Source organism: Chitinophaga sp. CCNWYY40 (genome assembly GCF_037483205.1).
GTDB classification, from domain to species: domain Bacteria; phylum Bacteroidota; class Bacteroidia; order Chitinophagales; family Chitinophagaceae; genus Chitinophaga; species Chitinophaga ginsengisegetis.
Genome location: NZ_JBBHLF010000001.1, coordinates 25,465 through 45,922 on the forward strand (window position 1 = coordinate 25,465; position 20,458 = coordinate 45,922).

Annotated in this window: 18 protein-coding genes; 7 read left to right on the top strand and 11 right to left on the bottom strand. The window is 48.1% G+C overall.

Translation table 11 applies throughout. The features are described 5' to 3' along the window. Positions 1–2 precede the first annotated feature (2 nt). The 3 genes from V7S65_RS00095 to eat are packed head-to-tail and all read right to left on the bottom strand — an operon-like array spanning position 3 to position 3,821. Entirely contained in the window at positions 3–1,139 is a 1,137-nt protein-coding gene (locus V7S65_RS00095) for an iron-containing alcohol dehydrogenase (RefSeq protein WP_336386610.1), read from the bottom strand. 10 nt (positions 1,140–1,149) lie between these two features. After that, positions 1,150–2,508: a glutamine synthetase family protein gene (locus tag V7S65_RS00100; RefSeq protein WP_111579540.1), complete on the bottom strand. Its 1,359-nt coding sequence runs from the start codon at positions 2,506–2,508 to the stop codon at positions 1,150–1,152. Next, a complete protein-coding gene (gene eat / locus V7S65_RS00105; protein WP_336386609.1) occupies positions 2,505–3,821 on the bottom strand; it encodes an ethanolamine permease in 1,317 nt (438 codons plus the stop codon). The genes V7S65_RS00100 and eat overlap by 4 nt, the downstream gene beginning before the upstream one ends. Before the next feature lie 105 nt (positions 3,822–3,926). On the opposite strand from eat, the gene V7S65_RS00110 reads away from it, so the two are divergent. Further along, entirely contained in the window at positions 3,927–4,268 is a 342-nt protein-coding gene (locus V7S65_RS00110) for a winged helix-turn-helix domain-containing protein (RefSeq protein WP_079468841.1), read from the top strand. 5 nt (positions 4,269–4,273) lie between these two features. On the opposite strand, the gene V7S65_RS00115 is transcribed toward V7S65_RS00110, so the two are convergent. Continuing rightward, entirely contained in the window at positions 4,274–4,759 is a 486-nt protein-coding gene (locus tag V7S65_RS00115) for a molybdopterin-dependent oxidoreductase (protein WP_336386608.1), read from the bottom strand. A gap of 347 nt (positions 4,760–5,106) precedes the next feature. Here V7S65_RS00115 and V7S65_RS00120 point away from each other — a divergent pair, with 347 nt between their 5' ends. Both V7S65_RS00120 and zwf read left to right on the top strand, forming a co-directional pair. Further along, positions 5,107–5,463 (top strand): hypothetical protein, encoded by a 357-nt coding sequence (locus V7S65_RS00120; protein ID WP_079468836.1) that lies wholly within the window; start codon positions 5,107–5,109, stop codon positions 5,461–5,463. A 78-nt stretch (positions 5,464–5,541) separates the two neighbouring features. Next, complete coding sequence (gene zwf / locus V7S65_RS00125) at positions 5,542–7,047, top strand: glucose-6-phosphate dehydrogenase (protein ID WP_111579543.1); 1,506 nt, start codon at positions 5,542–5,544, stop codon at positions 7,045–7,047. Between the two features lie 54 nt (positions 7,048–7,101). Here the strand turns inward: zwf and V7S65_RS00130 are convergent, their stop codons facing one another. The 5 genes from V7S65_RS00130 to V7S65_RS00150 all read right to left on the bottom strand — a co-directional run bounded on the left by V7S65_RS00130 (position 7,102) and on the right by V7S65_RS00150 (position 15,296). Beyond that, positions 7,102–8,055, bottom strand: coding sequence for an endo-beta-N-acetylglucosaminidase H (locus tag V7S65_RS00130; protein ID WP_227024656.1), 954 nt, complete (start codon positions 8,053–8,055; stop codon positions 7,102–7,104). A gap of 163 nt (positions 8,056–8,218) precedes the next feature. After that, positions 8,219–9,856 (bottom strand): RagB/SusD family nutrient uptake outer membrane protein, encoded by a 1,638-nt coding sequence (locus V7S65_RS00135; RefSeq protein ID WP_336386607.1) that lies wholly within the window; start codon positions 9,854–9,856, stop codon positions 8,219–8,221. A 24-nt stretch (positions 9,857–9,880) separates the two neighbouring features. Then, positions 9,881–13,168: a SusC/RagA family TonB-linked outer membrane protein gene (locus V7S65_RS00140; RefSeq protein WP_336386606.1), complete on the bottom strand. Its 3,288-nt coding sequence runs from the start codon at positions 13,166–13,168 to the stop codon at positions 9,881–9,883. A 249-nt stretch (positions 13,169–13,417) separates the two neighbouring features. After that, a complete protein-coding gene (locus tag V7S65_RS00145) occupies positions 13,418–14,602 on the bottom strand; it encodes a FecR family protein (protein ID WP_336386605.1) in 1,185 nt (394 codons plus the stop codon). 94 nt (positions 14,603–14,696) lie between these two features. After that, positions 14,697–15,296: an RNA polymerase sigma factor gene (locus V7S65_RS00150; RefSeq protein ID WP_339544920.1), complete on the bottom strand. Its 600-nt coding sequence runs from the start codon at positions 15,294–15,296 to the stop codon at positions 14,697–14,699. Between the two features lie 239 nt (positions 15,297–15,535). Between V7S65_RS00150 and V7S65_RS00155 the strand changes: the two genes are divergently transcribed. From V7S65_RS00155 to V7S65_RS00170, 4 genes are all read left to right on the top strand, one after another. Then, a complete protein-coding gene (locus V7S65_RS00155) occupies positions 15,536–16,027 on the top strand; it encodes a DUF4240 domain-containing protein (RefSeq protein WP_336386604.1) in 492 nt (163 codons plus the stop codon). A gap of 18 nt (positions 16,028–16,045) precedes the next feature. Next, positions 16,046–16,558: a hypothetical protein gene (locus V7S65_RS00160; protein ID WP_079468829.1), complete on the top strand. Its 513-nt coding sequence runs from the start codon at positions 16,046–16,048 to the stop codon at positions 16,556–16,558. Positions 16,559–16,780: 222 nt separating this feature from the next. Beyond that, the gene (locus tag V7S65_RS00165) at positions 16,781–17,146 is read left to right on the top strand and encodes a winged helix-turn-helix transcriptional regulator (RefSeq protein WP_336386603.1); all 366 of its coding nucleotides are present in this window, start codon (positions 16,781–16,783) and stop codon (positions 17,144–17,146) included. A gap of 78 nt (positions 17,147–17,224) precedes the next feature. Then, entirely contained in the window at positions 17,225–17,923 is a 699-nt protein-coding gene (locus V7S65_RS00170) for a hypothetical protein (RefSeq protein ID WP_336386602.1), read from the top strand. A gap of 5 nt (positions 17,924–17,928) precedes the next feature. On the opposite strand, the gene V7S65_RS00175 is transcribed toward V7S65_RS00170, so the two are convergent. Together V7S65_RS00175 and V7S65_RS00180 are read right to left on the bottom strand one after the other, a co-directional pair. Continuing rightward, positions 17,929–19,881, bottom strand: coding sequence for a gamma-glutamyltransferase family protein (locus V7S65_RS00175; RefSeq protein WP_336386601.1), 1,953 nt, complete (start codon positions 19,879–19,881; stop codon positions 17,929–17,931). A gap of 69 nt (positions 19,882–19,950) precedes the next feature. Continuing rightward, positions 19,951–20,454, bottom strand: coding sequence for a DinB family protein (locus V7S65_RS00180; RefSeq protein WP_336386600.1), 504 nt, complete (start codon positions 20,452–20,454; stop codon positions 19,951–19,953). Positions 20,455–20,458: the final 4 nt, after the last annotated feature.

A 20,458-nucleotide genomic window follows, 5' to 3' on the forward strand; every position in this document is an offset into this window, starting at 1 on the left:
ATCTATAGCGCGTTTAGGTACAACTGTTTGAAATCTTCCCGGGTAACTGGTTTCGGGTTGTTGGGATGGGCAAAATCGGCGAGTGCCAGGTCAGCCAGTGTTTCCACGTGTGCATCCGTAACGCCGATATCGCGGAGATGATGCGGGATGTTTATTTTTGAATTAAGATCAAAAAGATATTGTACCACTGCTTCGCCGGTTTCTTCTTTTAACTCCAGGGTTCTGGCGATGCGGCGGAACTTTTCTTCAAAGCCCGCAATATTGAATTGCATGCCGTAAGGAATATTTACTGCATTGGCGAGGCCGTGATGCGTATCCAGCAGGGAGGAGAGAGGATGCGCAAGGGAATGCACCACACCCAGTCCTTTCTGAAAAGCGATGGCGCCCATCATAGAAGCCATGAGCATATTGCTCCTGCTTTCAATGTCCGGTTTGTTGGTGGCTTTTTCCAGTGAGTTTTTAATGAGATAGATACCTTCCAGGGCAATGCCATCACATAAGGGATGTGGATTCTTTGCCAGGAATGCTTCCATGTTGTGGGTCAAAGCGTCCATGCCGGTGGCGGCGGTGATAAACGGAGGCAGGTCCATTGTGAGGGCCGGGTCCGCAAATACAATCTTCGCCATCAGTTTGGGCGAGAACAGTATTTTCTTCTGATGGGTTTCATCGTCGGCAATGATGGCGCTTCTGCCTACTTCGCTGCCGGTGCCGGCAGTAGTAGGTACGGTAATAAAATGAGGCACATCATTGGTCACATAAATATCGCCGCCTATGAGGTCGTCGTATTTAAAAAGATCTTCGCGGTGATTTACGCGCAACACAATGGCGCGTGCCACATCCAGTGCGGCGCCCCCGCCAATACCGATGATACTGTCGCGTTGCGTATGATCCCAGAGATCAGTGCCTTTATACACATCGCTCTTCACCGGGTTCTTGTGGATATCGCTGAATACTTCCACGGAAATATGATGCGCCTGCAGGTCATTCACGATCGATTTAAAAAATGGTAATCCTGCTATCGTTGGATCGGTAACGATCATAGGCCGTGATAATCCGTTTTTCTGTAAATAGGCCGGCAGTTCGCTGATTACGCCTGCGCCAAAACGGATGGTGGTAGGAAAATTATACTGAAATGCCATATGCTGATGCTTAGATGATTTCAAAATATCTTTTAAGTTCCCAATCGGTCACTGCTTTGGCATATTGCCGCCACTCCCATTCCCTGGTTAACGTAAAGTGTTCCACAAAAGATTCGCCAAAGAGTTCTTTTGCGAGGGCCGATTCCTTCATTTGTTGGGTGGCTACATGAAGGTTCTGTGGTAATACACCATTCGAGGTGTCTTTGTACCCATTACCGGTGGTTAATTTTTTCTCCAGGACCATTTTATTTTTCACGCCGTACAACCCGGCAGCCAAACAGGCGGCCAGTGCGAGGTAGGGATTGGTATCCGAACCCACCACCCTTGTTTCCAGGCGGGTGGCCTTTTTATCGCCCGGTAAAGCCCGTAATGCCACCGTTCTGTTATCTATGCCCCAGGTGAGCGTGGTAGGGGCCCAGGCGCCTTCTACCAGCCGTTTGTAGCTGTTGATAGTGGGCGCTATCATGGGTAATATAAAAGGTAAACAATGCAGCTGACCGGCAATGTAACTTTTCATGACGGCACTCATTTTATGTTCGTCGTGTTCGTCGTAAAATAAATTCTGTTTGCTGCCGGCATCCCAGAGGCTCTGGTGTACATGCCCGCTGCAGCCTGGCAAACTTTCATGGATCTTAGCCATGAAGGTGGCCATTACGCCATGTTTGTATGCAATCTCTTTTACCGCGGTTTTAAAGAGTATGGCCTGGTCGGCCGCCTGTAAAACCGTACCATACTTGATGGCTGCTTCGTACACACCGGGACCGGTTTCCGTATGTAATCCTTCTACCGGTATATCAAATTTTACCAGTTGCTCAAACAGGCTGCTCATATACTCATTCTTTAACGCGCTGCGCAGGATGGAATAGCCAAACATGCCGGGCGATAAAGGCGTAAGGTCGCGGAACTGCTTCTGGTGGACCGTATCGGGTGTTTCCGTGAAATTAAACCATTCAAATTCCTGTGAGAAATACGGCAGGAAGCCATTGTTTTCCGCATCTGCGAGTACTTTCTTCAGGAGTTGCCGCGGACAGGTGTATACCGGTGCATTGTCTGCCTGTACAAAATCTCCCAGGAAAAAAGGCACGTCGTTTTCCCAGGGAATTTTGCGGAAGGTACCCAGGTCAATTTTTACCTGCGCATCGGGATAACCGGTATGCCAGCCGGTATATTTTACATTGTCGTACACAACATCGCTCATGTCCCAGCCAAAGGTAACATCGCAGAAGCCCAGCCTGCTTTCGGTTACAGACGCGAATTTTTCTGCTGCAATATATTTCCCTCTCAATACGCCGTCGATATCCGCTACCGCTACTTTTACCTTACCCGACGGATGGTTTTTTACGTACGTTAATATTTCGGAAGTTGTCATGTGTGTGCAGGTTTGAAAATTTTGTACAACAAGAAAGAAACGGCCAGCAGGGAAAAATAGATCAGTCCCAGTGCGAGGTTGAAGATAAACATCGCAACAATGGATATGGTGGCAATCACCAGTGCAATCACCGGGAAGGCAGGGTAGAAGGCCACCCGGAAAGGCCGCGGCAGATCAGGCTCCTGTCTTCTCAAAATAATAATAGACACCATTGAAATGATATACAAGGTGAGCGCGCCAAAAACGGATACGATAATGATTTCGGAAGTTTTCCCGGAAAGCAGCGCCAGTATCCCGATCACCATGTTGCCAAGCAGTGCGTTGGCGGGCGTATGAAACCGGGGTGAAATTTTGCCGAGAGCAGCGGGGAGATTGTGTACCCTGCCCATCTCGTAGGTGGAGCGCCCGGCGGAGAGGATTAATCCATGAAAGGAAGCCACCAGCCCGAACAATCCTACCGTGATGAGCAGGTGATACATCGGGTGATTGCTCCCGGTGATTTTCGCCAGCGCCAGCGGAAGAGGCGAATCGGAGGTTTCCCCGCTTATCCCGTTTTTATATACAATCGCTTCCCATCCGGCGATGCCGGTGGCGGAAATAAATATCAGGATACAGAGAATAGCCAGTGTAAGGATGGCCCATCCGAAACCTTTGCTGATATCGCGCTGGGGATTTTTGGTTTCTTCGGCTACGTTGGCAATGCCTTCAATACCCAGGAAAAACCAGATGGCAAAGGGGATCGCGGCAAAAGCGCCGCCCCACCCGTTGGGCAATGCGTTGTTGGTAAGATGAACCGCCTGGAATTTCGGAAACGACAAACCGGCGAAAAGCAATAATTCTCCCACGGCAAAAATGGTAACAATCACCTCGAAGGAAGCAGCCGCTTTTACGCCATATACATTCAGCCCGGTAAAGACGAAATAAATGGCAATGGCGCTGGTGAGGATGGGTACCTGCGGGAAAAAAGCGTTGAAATAAGCGCCGATGGCGAATGCAATGGCAGGCGGCGCCAAAATAAATTCAATGACCTGGGCTATCCCGGCAATAAAGCCGATGTTCTTTCCCATTGCCCTGTTTGCATAGTCAAAAACTCCTCCTGCTTTGGGGATGGCGCAGGCCAGTTCAGCATAGCTGAAAGTAAACGTTACATACATCACCATGATCACAAGTGTGGCAATAGCCATACCTCCTGTACCGCCCTTTTCAAGGCCAAGATTCCAACCAAAATACATACCTGAAATAACGTACCCTACTCCAAGTCCCCACAACATAAAGGGAGTCAGTGTTTTCTTTAAGCCCTTGTTTTGTGTCATTTGAAAGATCTCTATTGCGTGTATGTGTAATATAATATAAATTAAAATATTATTTTACTACAGGCCCCACGTAAAAAATTAAAACGGGCCGGATATCTTTACCACATGAAACTGATGGCAAACGGACGTATATGGATTGAAACCGAGGAAGGCCCTTTTCTCGGTTACGGGAGAATTGAGCTGTTGCAGAAGATCAGTGAGCTTGGGTCTTTGAGAAAGGCGGCTACGGAAATGAAGATTTCCTACCGGCAGGCATGGGATTTTGTGGACCAGATGAATAAGCGGACCGGCAAGCCCCTGGTGATATTTGAAAGAGGCGGGAAAAATGGCGGTGGCGCCTTGCTTACGCCGGAGGGAGAACAAGCCATAAAGTTATTTCATGAATTAAATACCGCCTTCCGGCAATTCCTCGCTACCAGAACTGCCGGTTTACAGAAACGCAAATAAGATGTTTAGTCTTTGGCAAATCGTACGGTCATGGTCGTTACCTCCCAGATCCACCGTGCCGGTTTCTTTTCGCCCGGAACCACTATCCTGAAAGGTCTTTTGCCATCGGGCAGCGGCTGCCCGTCCACCTGGTCGGCCAGGATGATTACACGATCCGTGAAAGCGCTATCCAGCTCTGCGAGGGAAAACAACACCTCATATCCATCGCCCGATTTCACGAGCAGGTATTTCGACATATTTTCCCCCTTCAGTTGAGCGCCCAGCGTTACGCCTGCCTGCTGTAGAATAGTTGTTACCGGTACGCCGGAGTAGCGATGCGGTTTCCCATTGCGGTCAGCCGCGGTGACTTCGGTTCTTTGCATTTTGCTGATATCGGCAGCACCCAGCTTTAACGGGTGGGTTACTTCGCCTTCTACCGAAATAGTTTGCGCAAAGGCAGCCGTGGCTGCGAAAATGGTAATGAGTAAACAGGCCGTGAGTTTGTATAGCATGATCTTTAATTAAGAGGATTGGAGAATGCAGGATTGGTGATAAAGGAAATCAGCAGGGCGGCCGCGAGTGACTTTTTTTGCATAGACAATGCGTTGTTCATTTTTTTGAATAACGGTGATAAATGCTTACCCGGATGCTGCAAAAGGCGATGACACGGAGCCGGAAAGGAAAGCGGAAAATAATGTGGTTGTTTGGGTGTATGGTTGAATCGGGTACAATATTAATACTAAAACCATAGAAAATCAACGTAAATTCTTTCCCACCCATTTAGCGCTGCTATTATTACCTTTAACTCCAAGTTAATCGCTTTATGAGTATCCGTATGCCAAAAATAGCGGGGATAAGTATGATCACTATTTTCTCCCTCCTGATCCTTTTTCACCTGCTGATCATTGCAAAAGTTTTACCTTATTCCATTGTATGGGGGGGCCGGTTGAAATCGCCCATGGAAATGTACCGGTTAGAAGCCATCTCGGTACTGGTGAATGTATTTTTCCTGCTGGTGGTGCTGGGGAAAAGGAAGATCTTGAAGCTACCGGCCAATAGTAAGGTGTTGAGCCTGGCGCTGTGGCTGATGTGTCTTTTATTTTTTGTAAACACCCTCGGCAATCTCATCTCCACCAATAAATGGGAGCAGCTGATCTTTACGCCGATGACGTGTATCCTGGCTGTTTGCTCCGCCATACTGGCCCGCACGCGATAGTATCCATGTGGATACAAAAATGGATGAGAAGATTACAGGAATGATGCTTAAATTACAGGGGAATAAACCGATGCTTAGATGAAAACTGGAAAAACACTCCCCGCCGCCATCACCATCTTCGGCGCCAAAGGGGATCTGACTAAAAGAAAACTGATTCCTGCGCTTTATAATCTGTACACCGATAAACATCTTCCGCCCGTATTCGTCATCTACTGCGTGGATTTCCTGCCGGAAGACGAAACTGCCTTTAAACTCGACCTGCTGGCAGGGATTAATGAGTTTAGCCGCAACGGGAAAGCAAATGAAAAAGAATGGGAAGGATTTGCTAAGAATATCTTCTATCTCCAGGGCGATTTCCTGAAAACGGAAACCTATACCGGCCTGAAAGGGAAACTGGATGCATTCGGCAAAAAGCAGAAACAGAACGGCTCCCGCATCTTTTACTTTGCAGTAGCGCCGCGCTTTATTGAAATCATTGCCGAAGGCTTATACAAACACACCATTTGCAACCGCGATGGCCTGGACCGCATCGTTGTGGAAAAGCCTTTCGGCACCGACCTTGATACCGCCAAAAAACTCAACAGGTTCCTCACAAAACGCTTCGCGGAAAAACAGATCTACCGTATCGATCACTACCTGGGTAAGGAGGCGGTGCAAAACATCATGGCCTTCCGCTTTGCCAACTATGTGTTTGAACCACTGTGGAATAAAAAATATATCGATCACGTTCAGATCAGCGTGGCGGAAGAAGTAGGCGTAGGAAAACGTGGCGGCTACTATGAAGGCAGCGGCGCCCTGCGCGATATGGTGCAGAATCACCTGCTGCAGCTGTTGTGTATTGTTGCGATGGATTCACCGGAGTTTTACCAGTCGGAACTGATCCGCGATGCAAAAGTAAAAGTACTGAAAGACATCCGGCCATATACACCGGCGCAGGTGCTGAAAAACGTGATCCGTGGCCAGTATACAGCCGGCAATGTACACGGTGTGCCACGTTTGCCTTATCGTAAGGAAGAACATGTGCTGTCTGCCTCCAATACAGAAACCTTTGTAGCCGCCAGGTTGTTTATTGACAACGACCGGTGGAAAGGAGTACCCTTCTTTTTACGCACAGGCAAATCGATGCCGGTACAATCGTCTGTAATTGTGGTGCAGTTTAAAGATTCTCCCCATAAAATTTTTAAAGATGATATCACGCCAAACAGGCTGATCATCAGTATTCAGCCAGAGCTGGAAATAAGTTTATTGTTTGAAAGTAAAGTGCCTGGTTTGAAAATGAAACTGAAACCGGTGGAAATGGATTTCACTTACCAGGAATCTTATACAGAAACAATTCCGGAAGCATACGAAGCTTTGTTGCTGGATGTGCTGGATGGTAACCCTACCTTGTTCATGCGTGCGGACCAGGTGGAAGCTGCCTGGAAAGTAGTGATGCCCATCCTGGATACCTGGAAAAAATATCCGGCAAAAGAACTGCATTTGTATAAGGCCGGCACCTGGGGGCCTACAGCGGCTACCACGCTGTTAAAGCCTTACGCAAAGGATTGGTTCCGTTTATCAGCAAGGGAAGACAGTATAAAATAAATAGTATTGCATAAAAAGAAGGGAGCGGGTTTTTAAACCCGCTCCCTTCTTTTATTAAGGTGTGTAAGTAACATTACTGCCGTAAAGAATACTGGATACACCGGAGAAGTACACATGTTTATCGGTGCTGGTGAGGTTATACCAGAGATAAATACCATAACCATTGTTCTTCGTTTGTGTGGCCAGTGAATTGGCAGTGCTCTGGCTGGTACTCTGGATATCTACCGCCGCCGGGCCTAACTGTGCCTTTGTAAGGCCGGCCACGTTGGGTACGGAGTACGAGCCATAAATAGCATTCCAGCTGTAGTTAACAAAGTCGCCCACTTTTTTTCCACCCCACGATAACCTGGAAGCTGCCGGGCCATAGTAGTAGAATGAAATAATTTTTGTGGGCATCAGCTTGCGCAATTCGTCTACCAGCATTACAAAGGAGCTGTCGTTTGGCTGCGTGGTGCCGTTGTTACCATAATCGGCATACTCATCATCAAAATCAATTCCATCCAGACCGTAGTAAGCAACGGTATCGCTGAGTTGCTGTGCAAAGGCCTTTGCAGCGGTTCTGCTGGTGAAGTTACAGAAGCCTGCTCCCTGGTGATTACCGAGAATAGACAGCAATACTTTCATCCCTTTATTTTGCAGGGGGACAATTTGCGTGGCCTTGTTGGTCAACACGTTGGATACGTTGGGATTGTTGTACAGCACGGCTTTCTGGGTAGTGGTGTTGTAATTGATATTGGCTGCGAAAATGATGGCAATATCAAACAGCTGTTGCCCGCCGGTGGTTAAAGTGTATTTGCCGGTATTCAGTAAACTGTTGCTGTTTACTTCCACATAGCAAACGGACATCCCTCCGGCTTTGGTAACGGTTTCTACATGTGCGCCGGTGGCGCTTTTACCGGTGTCTTGTGAAATGCTGCTGGTGTTTTCTTTTTTACAGGCGGTGAAAAAGAGGGCGGCGCACGCCATTCCTACGGCCAATAGCCGTAAAGGGTGGAACTGTTTTTTCATAATGGAATGAATGTTTAAGTGATCAGGAAATCTGGGTTCAAATTTTGGTTACGGGTTTTCCGGTCTGGTGGCTCTTATAACAAACTATGCTCAGGTTAACTTTAAATATTGATAGAAGAGATGACCGGCCATTCACCGGCCATCTCTTTAAGTGTTTTTTACTTTATTTATCCCACCAGAGACGGGTGCCCCCGTTATCTGCCGGTGTGCTCAGCAGCTGCACAGCAGCCGCCACTGCAGCGGGATTGGTATTATATTCATTTTGCGGGAATGGCAGCCTGCGGATCTGTACATCTGTTGAGATGGCATTACCGCTGTTGTTGTTCACCACCGGGAACAATTTAGGATAGCCGGTGCGGCGGAATTCTGTCCATGCTTCCTGTCCTTCGGGGAACATGGCGAGCCATTTCTGGGTCATGATGCGTTCCATTTTCTTAGCTTCAACATCGCCTTCATTCCATTTAATAGTAATGGTAGACGGGCTGTTTATATTATTAACCGGATTTTTTGGATCTGTGTAAGCATCGGCATGGCTTGAATCATTTGCCAGGTAACCGGGAGCGCTTACCTGCCACTGCGCCATAGATGTAGTAACGCCTTGTTCATACAGTTGTTGCGCACTGCCGCCTGTATTGCTCCAGCCTCTTATAGTTGCTTCTGCGCGGAGGAAATACACTTCTGCGGCGGTCATTACCTGCATCGGTGTTTTCAGGGTGAAAGCAGGGGAGGCGCCGTCTTCTGTATTCAGGGAAGAGTAGGTCTGGTATTTCGGTTTATCTACGAGGCTGCCGATGCGGATGCCTTTGTATACGCCTTTAAGCCCGGTGGCGGGATCGGTGGCTTTGTCCATATACCTTGAAACCCGAGGGTCTTTATAACCGGTGAGGTAGCACTGCAAAGAAGCGCCGATGCGGATGTCTGCCCAGTTTTTCGCAATGAAAACAAGCGGGTTGGTAAAGTCGCCGGTTACTTTTACGGTCATGTTATCGGCGTTATCTGTAATTACGCCGCCATTAGCCGGGTTCAGCGCTTTCTCTGCTTCCAGTTTTGCTGTGGCAGGATCAGCTTTTACGATATGCATGGCCAGGCGTAACCGCAGGGAGTTAGCAAAGCGCAGCCACTGTGGGAAATTGCCGTTGTAAACAACATCGAAATTGGAAAAATTAAACGGCAGTTGAGTGCCGCTGCTAATCTGGGCGCGCAGGCTTCCTGTTGCGGTGTCCAGCTGTGCGAAAAATCGTTTGTATACATCCTGCTGGCTGTCGTAGGGAACAGACGACAAGCCCTCACCTACACGGCTATACGGAATGGGGCCGTAAATATCCGTTACACGGCTCATGGCAGTAACCTGTATTATCTGCGCCACCGCCCATACGGCAGGAAAGTTTTTATCTATGCCACTTTCCCTTAGTTTCAATACCGGCGACATTACATTGAGATAACCCACTTTATAAGCTTCCCCATTCCAGCCCGGAACCAGGCCATAATTGGTATTATTGGAGCTGCTGAAGGGGTTGGGTGTCATGAAGTAACCGGAGAAACAGTCCGCGTTGAGGTTCTGTTGCACCTGGTAAGAGTTGGGATCTCCACCGCCGGAAAAGTTAAGGATAGACATCTGTGCAGATTTCAGATACAGTCCCAGTGAATTAAAATCAGGTCCTAGCTGACCATCTGTTACGCCGGTATTATCAGTATTATAACGTTCAAAATTTTTGGTACATGCACTCATCCCGGTTACCAGGGCTGCAGTAGCCACCAGTAAGCCAGATCTGTAACGCTTCATTTTATTATACAGTTTCATCGTTTTCAGTTTTGCGGTAAATGATTAGAAAGTGGCATTTACAGTAACGCCATAGCTGCGGGAAGCAGGTAACATAAATACATCCACGCCACTCAGTCCGTTGGAGGTAGACATGGTTTGCTCAGGATCAAACGGAGCTTTCTTGGAGAAGTAGAACAGGTTACGGCCGTTGGCAGATACCTTCAGCGCCTTCACTGCGTTGCTTTTCAACGGAATGGTGTAGCCCAGCGATGCTTCTCTTAATCTTACGGTAGTAGCGCTGTACATATATTCCCCGGAAGCACCGGTTCTGCCGCCTACTACATTATACCAGGTTTGTGCATCCACGGAAGTAACCGGGTTGCCATTCTGATCTACCCCGTTTACTTTTACGCCGCCGGCATCCCTTGCCTGGCCTGAAGTCGCTGAAACGCCGTAGCCGTCCATCATGGCCTGGGTTACAGACATTACCTGTCCGCCGAATTTACCATCTATGAGGAACGATAAGGTGAAGTTGTTGTATGCAAAACTATTGTTCCAGCCCAGCTGCCACTTGGTGTTGGCGTTACCGAGGTATTGCATCTGGCCGCCAGCGAGGGAAGGAGCGCCATTGGTAATAATCACACGTCCTTGTGCATCGCGGTTTAATACAGTGCCATAAATGTCGCCAAACGAACCGCCTACTTTAAATTGTGAAGCGTAGTTGGCGCCGGTACCGTCGCCGGTCAGGCTGAAACGGTCCACAAACGGCGACAGGGAAACGATCCTGTTGTCGTTTACTGCATAGTTTAAAGCGGTATTCCACTTCAGTTTAGTGTCGCGCAATACATCGTACCGTATCATCGCTTCTACACCCTGGTTCTGGATATCGCCTGCATTAATGAAGTAGGTGTTATACAATGTTGCATTAGGTGCGGCAATTTCCATCGTCTGGTTAGTGGTATTGGTTTTATAGTAAGTAACATCCACACTCAAACGGCTGTCGAAAAAGCGCCATTCTGTACCTAATTCAAGCGATTTTGTTTTTTCCGGTTTCAGGTCCCTGAATGGAGCAGTCGTGTTCACCTTTACAGTACCGCCTGTATTGATCAGGTTATCAGGTGTATTACTCTGGTATGCTAACGGAGAATTACCTACAATAGCATAGGAACCACGGATCTTACCATAGGTGATCGCCGTTGGCATTTTCAGCAGCTGTGTCAGGATTACATTCAATCCCACTGATGGGTAGAAATAGGACAACTGGTTGGTAAATGCCAGGTTGGAGGCCCAGTCATTTCTTGCTGTCAGATCCATGTATGCCCAATCTTTGTAGGAAATATTCACACTACCAAAAACAGATTGCCACTGGCTGTGTTTTTCCTGTGTACTGCCGGAGTTTGCAGCGTTGATCGTTTTCATATTCTGGATGGTGAATATATTCGGGAGATATAAACCTTCCTGTCCTGCTGCAAAGTAGATACCGTTTGTTTTTACATCACGGATACTACCACCAACAAGACCCGTAAAATGAAAGTCATTTGCAGGGATATTAAAGTTAGCGATCAGGTCTCCGTATTGTTGGGTGGTGGTATTGTTGGTGTAGTTATAGCCACCGTTTTTAGATGCCAGCGTGGTTTGGGTACCGGCGTATATCTTCTGCTCATACACATCATTCATACGGTCAATACTTCCCCTTCCCTGTACATTCAACCAGGAGTTAATGTCATATTTCAGGCTGGCGTTGGCGAGTATCCTGTTGCGTGAAAGCGAATTGGTATTGCGGTTGAGGATCCACCACGGGTTCTGTTGTACATCTTCTGAAAAAGGCCAGTTCTGCACCATGAGATTATTCCGGGAAGGATCAGGTATTTCGTAGTGGTCCCTGTAAGGGCTGATATCCACTCCGCGGGGGAAGAGATATAAACCGGTGAGCGGGTTGAAATAAAAGCCGGATAAAGGCGTGTTGTCAATTTTCTGGGTCATGTAATTCACATCTGCAGAGGCAGTGAGCTTATCGTTCAGAAAGTGACCGGTTTCTTTAAAGCTCAGGTTATGACGTCCGAGTTTATTGCCTTCCTCTAAACCTCTTGCAGAGGTGTTGGCATAAGAGAAATAAGTTTGTGCCTTTTCAGAACCACCGGCCAGGCTGATAGCATTTGTGAAGTTTTGCCCGGTTTGAAGGAAGTCGGATACGTTGTCGGTTGCCCCGCTGATCTTGCTGCCCCAGCTTTTGGTAGTAGGGTCGGTAGACTGACCATAATTATTCTGGAACTTAGGCTTATAGGCAGCCTGGCTGATATTGAATCCGGATGAGATGTTAATAACAGCGCGACCAACCTTGCCACTTTTTGTAGTAACGATGATCACACCGTTGGCGCCCTGGCTACCATAAAGCGCTGCGGCTGATGCCCCTTTCAATACGGAGATACTTTCAATGTCTTCCGGGTTGAGGTTGGAGATCGGGTCGCCGCCATCATAAGAGGAGCTGCCACCATAGATACTACCTGGTTGGTTGGTGATGGTATTGTTCATCGGTACCCCGTCAATTACGTACAATGCCTGGTTGCTGCCTAATCCTGATTTACTACCGCGCAGGATTACTTTGGCGGAACCGCCTACGCCGGAAGCGCTGGAGGAAATAGTTAAACCTGCTACTTTACCGTTCAGGGTATTTACTAGGTTCGCATCTTTTGCTTTGGTAAGTTCCAGTCCATCCAGTTGCTGGGCCGAGTAGGTAATGGATTTCTCTGATCTTTTGATACCAAGAGCCGTTACTACTACGGCGCCTAACTGGCTGTCCTGTACGGCCAGGGTTACCTGGATGTTGGGATCATTGCCCACGGTTACCTGTTTGCTTTCATATCCTATGATGCTGATGATCAGTACATCCCCGGGGTTGGCCGCTAAGGTAAAGCCACCCTGGGCGTTGGTTACGGTGCCTTTAGTGGTGCCTTTTATCTGGATAGATGCGCCTACGAGCGGCAGCCCTTTGGTATCGGTCACTTTACCCTGTATGTCAATCGCAGCTATGGCAGCGGCGGCAGGCGCCATTGCTTTGGCTTTCGGGCTGATCACAATTGTTTTATCTACGATGTTGTAGTTAAACAGTTTGTTATTCAAACAGGCATTCAACACTTCGGTGAGAGATGCCTGGTTCATATTGAGATTTACCGGAGGCGCCTTCTCCAGTAACTTCTCATCATAAATAAATTCATAACCTGTCTGGCGGCTGATGCTGTTGAAAACATCATAGAGGGGAAGACGTTTCCCTTTGATGGTAACAGACTGAGAGAATGTTTTGGCGCTCAGATTAAGGGTGAATACCAGTGTCAGTATTGCAGTTAATCGCATAATCAACAGTAATTTTCTTTGCATACGTCCTCCTTTCCCGGGGACTTTGCAGGTACCAAGTAGTTCCATACTTTTGTGTTGTTGGCTTAATAATTCAATTTTCTAAATGATTCAGGGAGTTGGGTTGCCTTCTATAGCCGGGAGCATTGCAGTGCTTCCGGTTTTTTTACAACCGGCAGTGGAATTATTTACGTCTTCATAACCTAAATAAATTTAAAAATGATCAATTCATAAGTGGACAAATAGCGCCTATTGCTCAGGGTCATATGGTGTTACCACGACCCGGTTGTCATTAATATCAAAGTGAACTCGTTTTGTTGTTGACAGGATCTTTAATAAAGAAGCTGCATTTTCCCGCCGGGAAATGATCCCTGTTAAGCGCACGTCCGATAGATCACCCTCATAGGTAACCTCTATATTATACCACCTGGCTATCTGGCGCATGATGGTTTGTATGCTGGTATTGCGGAACCTGAATTTGCCTTCTTTCCAGGCCAGTGTCTGTTCCAGGTCTGCTTTTTCGATGGTGAATGCGGCATCACCGGCATTCAGACTGCCGCCGTAACCAGGTTGCAGCAGGCTCCGGTTGTTGCCATTTACCAGTTGAACAGCGCCGGCTTCCAGGGTAGTGGTAATCGCTTTTTCATCGGTGTAGGCCATAATATTGAAGCTGGTGCCCAGCACGTTTACTTCCATATCAGGATTGCCTTTTACTTTCACCCGGAATGGTTGTTTCGCATTGGCAGCCACCTGGAAATAACCTTCTCCGGAAATCTCCACCAGTCGTTCTTTCCCGCTGAATGTAGTAGGGAAGCGGATACTGCTGGCGGCGTTCAGCCATACTTTGCTGCCGTCTGCCAGGGTAAGCTGGTATTGCCCGCCACGGGGCGTTACCACGGTATTGTATACTACTTCTGTGGCAGCGCCTTCTGCTTTATAGGCGAGGCCCTGCGCTGAATTTACGATGCTGCTGTTGCCTTGTTTCGCCAGTGCGCCGGTGTTGGTGCTGTCGAGCGAAATGGTTTTGCCATCCGCCAGCACCAGTACGGCGGTATTGGTACCTGGCGCCAGGGGATTGGCTTTTTGTGCGGCCACTATAACCGGCTGTTGTTCACGGTTCAGGTAAAAGACGCTTGTTAGCACAGTGGCTCCCAGCAAGGTTGCTGCGGCGGCATACCAGATCATTCTGCGGGTATGGCCGGTAGCGCGGGGAGGTGTTGTTTGCAGGATGTTTTGTAAAATGGCTTCACTATCTTCCGCAGTCAGGCCGCTTTGCGACGCTTCGCTGCTGTACAGGGCCGACAGGATATCTGCTTTGATTTCCGGCTCATAGTCGTTTCCGGCTACCATCGCTTTCAGGCGCAGCAGTTCTTCCTGGCTGATCCGGCCATTCTTATATTTTTCAAGCAGTAACTGTACTTCCGTTATGGACATTATCAGCGATTTTGGAAGGGTGATATGGGGTAAAGACGAGCAACCGGCAAAAAAGGAGTATCCGGGGTGAAAATTTTTTTTTCGGGAGAAGATATTACCTGCGGAAGATGAGCAGGAACAGGAGAAAGGGGACGATATCATTTTGCAGCCGGGACTTCACAAAAGCCCGTACAGCGTGCATAGCGAGGCTCATTTGCTTCTTGACGGTATGTACCGAGATGTTCAGCTGTCGGGAAATTTCTTCGTTGCTCCAGCCCTGTCTGCGGGCCAGGTACACCTTTTTCCGCTCCGGTGGCAGGCCGGACACGGCTTTGTCCAGGATGGCATCGTATTCCCGCTGCAGCAACAGGTGATCGGTATCATTTTGTGCTTCCGGCTGGTTTTTGAGATGGAAATCATAGGCTTTCAGCCGTACTACCTGTTTTTTGAAGCCATCGTAAATGTGGTTGCGGGTAAGAATAAACAGGTAATCTTTGAATTGTTTGATGTGAGACATATCGGCTTTTTTCAGCCATACTTTCATAAAAACTTCCTGTACAATTTCCCTGGCGAGGCTGCTGTCTCTCAGGTAAAGCATGGCCACGTCATATACCTGCCCGCTGTAGCGTCTGAACAGGATGGTATACGCGTCCCCGTCACCCATGGCAACTTTTTGCAGCAAATCATGTTCATCAGTCAAGGAAATGTCTGGCAAAGCTGGAAGTTTTGTACCCTCACAAAAACAATAACGGGGTAAATTTAGTGGACATGAAATTAATAATAAAATAATTTATGTGAGAGGGAGGTTTTCGCAGCCAGGTTGAAAAGAAAGGAAATTATTGCGTATTTTCAATGCATGCCGATACACTGACCGCTGATTTTACTACGCATTTACACTGCGTTTCCTATGTATATCTTACAGTTAATTCTTAATGATCATTAATTTCTACTCTTATGAATGAATTTAAATTCTGGCAGATTATTGAAGAAGCGTGGGCTGCATCCCCGGCATTACTGGATATGCGCAATACGGCGTTGAAAACCAATGATGCTATATTGATCGAGGACCTGACCGGTGAAGTGTATGGCGCTATCACCAATAATATCCGGGATATCCTGCTGCAACTGGATAAGGAGGAGCTGACAGAATTTAATCATATCATGGAAGAGAAATTATTTCAGATCGACCGGGAAGATATCCAGGCATATACGGATGGATCAGACGACGGTTTCCTCTATTGCAGATGTTTTATTGTAGGAATGGGGAAAGCGTACTATGAAATGATCGACGAAAATCCTTCAAAGGCTACCTGCGATGCAGAAGCAGAGATTGTTGGATTTATCGGGTATATGGTGTACCAGGAATTATTTGGAGAAGAATTTGAGCGGTATACGAGACATTGCATCGAAACCTGCTCGAATACCGATGGATGGGGTAAAGCGTAGTTTAAAACAACATATCTTATGAAAGAAGAAATCTATGGCATAGATAAAGATCATGCACATGCACGAGCTATTGCCCTGATATCTGAAGACTTTTTCTGGGACCCCGCCGATGAACTGGCGCCTTTTGGATCAGATGAAGGAGACACCGGACTTGCCTCATACCGGGAATGGCGCCGGGCATACCCCTTTACACCTACCATTGAATGTTTAAAATGGACCATTGAATCTGTAGGGGAAATGGCTTTTGAAGATTATAATGAAACACTGTTGGACAGGGACCTGATCATTCGTATGAAAGAAGATCCTGCATTTGATGATCAGCAGTTTATTTTTACATTGGATGTTTCTGTGATCGCAGCAGGCTTCGGACAACTGGCAGATGAAGGCGTGATTGAAGAAGCCAACAAACCGGTGATCAATATTGCCCTGGAACGGCAAATAGCCTGGGCGCAGCTCTCTGAAAGCAGTTCCTATGCGGAACAACATATCGGGTACCTGAATATCCTGAAACGCGTACTGGAAGAAGCATAGTATACAGGCATCCACGGCTGCGCACCGCGGATGCCTGTCTCTCTGAACCATTATCGCTGCCAGCCGGTAGCAGTTACTTCAAAATGCCAGCCCGCCGCTTCATAAGCCTGCTCAAAATTTTTATGCTTAGCGTCCGCTCCTGTAACAGGAAATACCTTACCGGAAAGCAGGTCCGGGATGAGCAAATGTGCTTAACTTGGAACGGCCTTACACTTGCAGCTTATGATCACACTAAATGATAAAACATACACCTGCCCGGTAGACGTAACACTCGGATTTATAGGAGGGAAATGGAAACTGTTAATACTCTTCCATCTGCATTATTTTACGAAAAAAAGTTACGCTGAAATCAGGGATAACCTGCCGGGCATCTCCGAAAAAATGCTCAGTCAGCAACTTAAAGAACTGGAACGCGATCAACTGATTGAGAAGAATGTGATCACCAAAAAACCTTACCGCGTGGAATACTATTTATCCACCGAAGGAAAATCACTCTCCCCCTTGTATGAATTTGCCAGCGAATGGGGAATCGCTTATCTCAAAAAACACGATATCGATTATATACAGGACCAGCATCTGTATAAATAAAGCCCCGTGCATGCAACCGGGAGAAACCGCTTAATTACTGCGTTTGTTTGCTTATCTTAAGAAAACAAACGCTATGTTATGAAAAAACTAATCCTGTTATTTACGTTATGCTGTTCCTGCCTGGGTATACTCAGCGCACAGGACTCGCCGTTAGGCGCCTGGAAATCAGTGTCGGGAGACGCAACCAGCGTGCTGCTCATTACCCCCACCTGGTTTACCGTTACCGATTACAATAGTCAACGCTTCATCACCTCATATGGCGGAACCTGGAAACAGGCAGGCGACACACAGGTGGATGTAGCCATTCTTTTTAATACTGCCAATGCCTCACAGGTAGGACAAAAAACTACGGTGCCGGTAGGCTTGGAAAATGGGCAGCTGATCACCAGTAGCCCCGGGGGCGGCAAACAGGAGTGGACCCGTATCGACGATGGAACCGGCCCGCTGGCAGGTAGCTGGCAGATCACTTCACGGGAAAGAGAAGGTAAGATGACACCCATCCCCAACAGCGCCAGGCGAACCATGAAAATACTCACCGGCACCCGCTTTCAATGGGTGGCTATCAACCAGGAAACAGGCGAGTTCTTTGGCTCCGGCGGAGGTACCTACACTTTTGAAAACGGTACCTACACCGAAAAAATTGAATTCTTCTCCCGCGATAGCTCCCGCGTTGGCGCTGCGCTGTCTTTTAAAGGCAGCGTAAACGGCAACAACTGGGACCACAGCGGCAACAGCTCAAAAGGAGATCCTATTCATGAAGTGTGGAGCAGGGAGTAATTTACTTACCAGCCTATTCCATAGTCTTCTCCATGATTACTACTGCCACCCCATAAACTGCCATGTACACGATCCATGTAAATAGCATTTATGGGGCCGCTGGTACGCTCTCCAAACGTGAGGTGATAACCCATTTGCTCCAGGGCCTTGCGTGTTTTCTCCGATGTATTATTATTGAGCAGGATGCTTCCCGGACGAGGCTCCCTGTCTTTGATGGTAGTACCGCCTAACGACAACCATAACTGGTTGGTATTTATATTCGCAGCTTCTGTAGCCTGCTGTACCGTCATACCAAACTCCACTACGTTCAGGAAAAACTGCAACAGGTTCTGGTCCTGTGTATCGCCACCCTGTACGCCAAAGGCCAGGAAAGGCTTACCGTCTTTCAATGCCATCGAAGGCGTAAGCGTTACCCGCGGCCGTTTACCGGGAGCAATCACATTAAAAGGACATATCGCAGAATCCAGTACAAAGCTTTGTGCCCGCTGACTCATACCAATGCCGGTTTTGCCTGCAATACAGGCGGGCAGCCAGCCGCCACTGGGTGTGATAGATACTACCCAGCCATCTTTATCTGCTGCTTCCACGCTGGTGGTACCACGCCAGAGCCGGTCCATATAGGCGCTGTCGGGTGTGTTGGCGGCATACAGCTGATTCAGATCCCCTTCCGGCGACATAGCATCTCCATGCTGCAACATCGTAGTGGCGTCATGTTTAGGAACAAATCCGCCGGGTTGGCGGCCACTGCTGGTATCTGCCAGCTGCTTGCGCTCCTCCAGGAAATGCAGGTAAGGATTGGTTTTCCCGATGAAAGGATAGGGATCACCCGGTCCTGCGTTTGCATCATTTTGTGCCAGATTGATCTGTTTGGCCCTCGCCTTGCCGTATTCTTTGCTTAGCAATCCTTTGATAGCAGGATTGGTATTGAACGCAGGATCGCCGTAGTAAAAGTCACGGTCCGCAAAAGTGAGGTTCATGGTTTGATACAGCGTATGAATATATTCAGTGGAATTATATCCCATTGATTTCAGGTCAAAGTTTTCCAGGATGTTGAGGCTTTGCAGCAGCATGGGGCCTTGTGTCCATTCCTGCAGCTTATACACTTCTATGCCTTTGTAATTAATATGCAGAGGTTCTTCTTCCACCGGCTTCCAGCGGGCGAGGTCTTCCAGGGTGATGAGTCCGCCCTGCTCCTGGCAGCCACGTACAAATTCTTTGGCAATATCTCCTTTGTAAAAACGATCGTACGCTGCCATGATTGCCTCTTTCCTGCTTTTATGGTTGCGCAGTGCTTCCTGTTCAGCTGCTACCATTTTGGTGAGGGTAGACAAAAGGTCCTTCTGCACAAAAATTTCTCCTGCTTCAGGCGCTTCTCTTTTTTCACCGGGATGTGTGAGGAAAACAGCTTTACTGTAAGGCCATTCGTTGATATATTTTTTCCCGCGTTCAATACTGTTGGCGGTTTGTGCTTCTATCGGGTAGCCGGCAGCCATTTCCATTGCAGGAGCCAGTACCTGTTTTAAACTGAGGGTGCCGTATTCTGCCAGCATGTAGCATAGTCCACCGGCGGTTCCCGGCGTTACTGCTGCAAGCGGACCGTATTCAGGCGGAAAGTCGTATCCTTTTCCTTTATAAAATGCGGGAGTAGCGCCGGTAGGAGCCACGCCCAGGGCATTGATGGCAATTACTTTCCCGGTTTTGGGATTATAGATCAGCGCCTGTGTTTCCCCACCCCAGCTGAGTACATCCCACATGGTGCAGGTGGCGGCCAGCATAGCGCAGGCGGCATCCACGGCATTGCCGTGTTGCTGGAAGATCATGGCGCCGGCTGTGGCAGCCAGGGGCTTGCCGGTTACGGCCATCCAGTTTTTGCCGTGTAAAGGTGGTTTCTGCGTTTGCTGTGCCTGCATGCCGGTATAATAACCCAACACGAGGGAGAGAAGGAGGAAGCGTTTCATAGGGCTAATTTATAGTTTTACGGATAAAAAATATCTGGATTTACACGAAGGGTAATGGCGGCATCGCTTTTAACGCGCATGCATATCCAGCAGCACTTTGGCCGTAACAAGCAATTGCCCGGTGTGCCGCATAGTATGTTCTGCGGCATGAAACAGTAACCCCAACACGGTAGAGGGGAGTTGTTTTCTGCCTACACCCCGGAAAGCAGTAAGCGTGTCTTCCGGGGTGGCGGACAATTGCATCAGCGATTGATGTACCTGTGCATTGAAATGATCCAGCAGATCATGAAGGGATGCGCCTGGGTTACCTTCACCAGCCAGGGCGGCAAACTGCTGCTGACTGAGCGCTTCTGCCCTGGCGTAGGTAAACAGCCGGTCGAGCACACCACTCACATGCTGAAGATGATATCCCGGAGAGGCCAGTCCGGCTGGCTTCTCCCATAAAAGATCTTCCGGGAAATCCTGCATTAAGTTATTGATCTCCTGGTTGGCCTGCAGTAAAGCATGTGCCACAGGTTGCAGTAATGCCGGTATATTTTCTACCGGCCCGCTCATCCAGTATTCCGTTGCCATGATA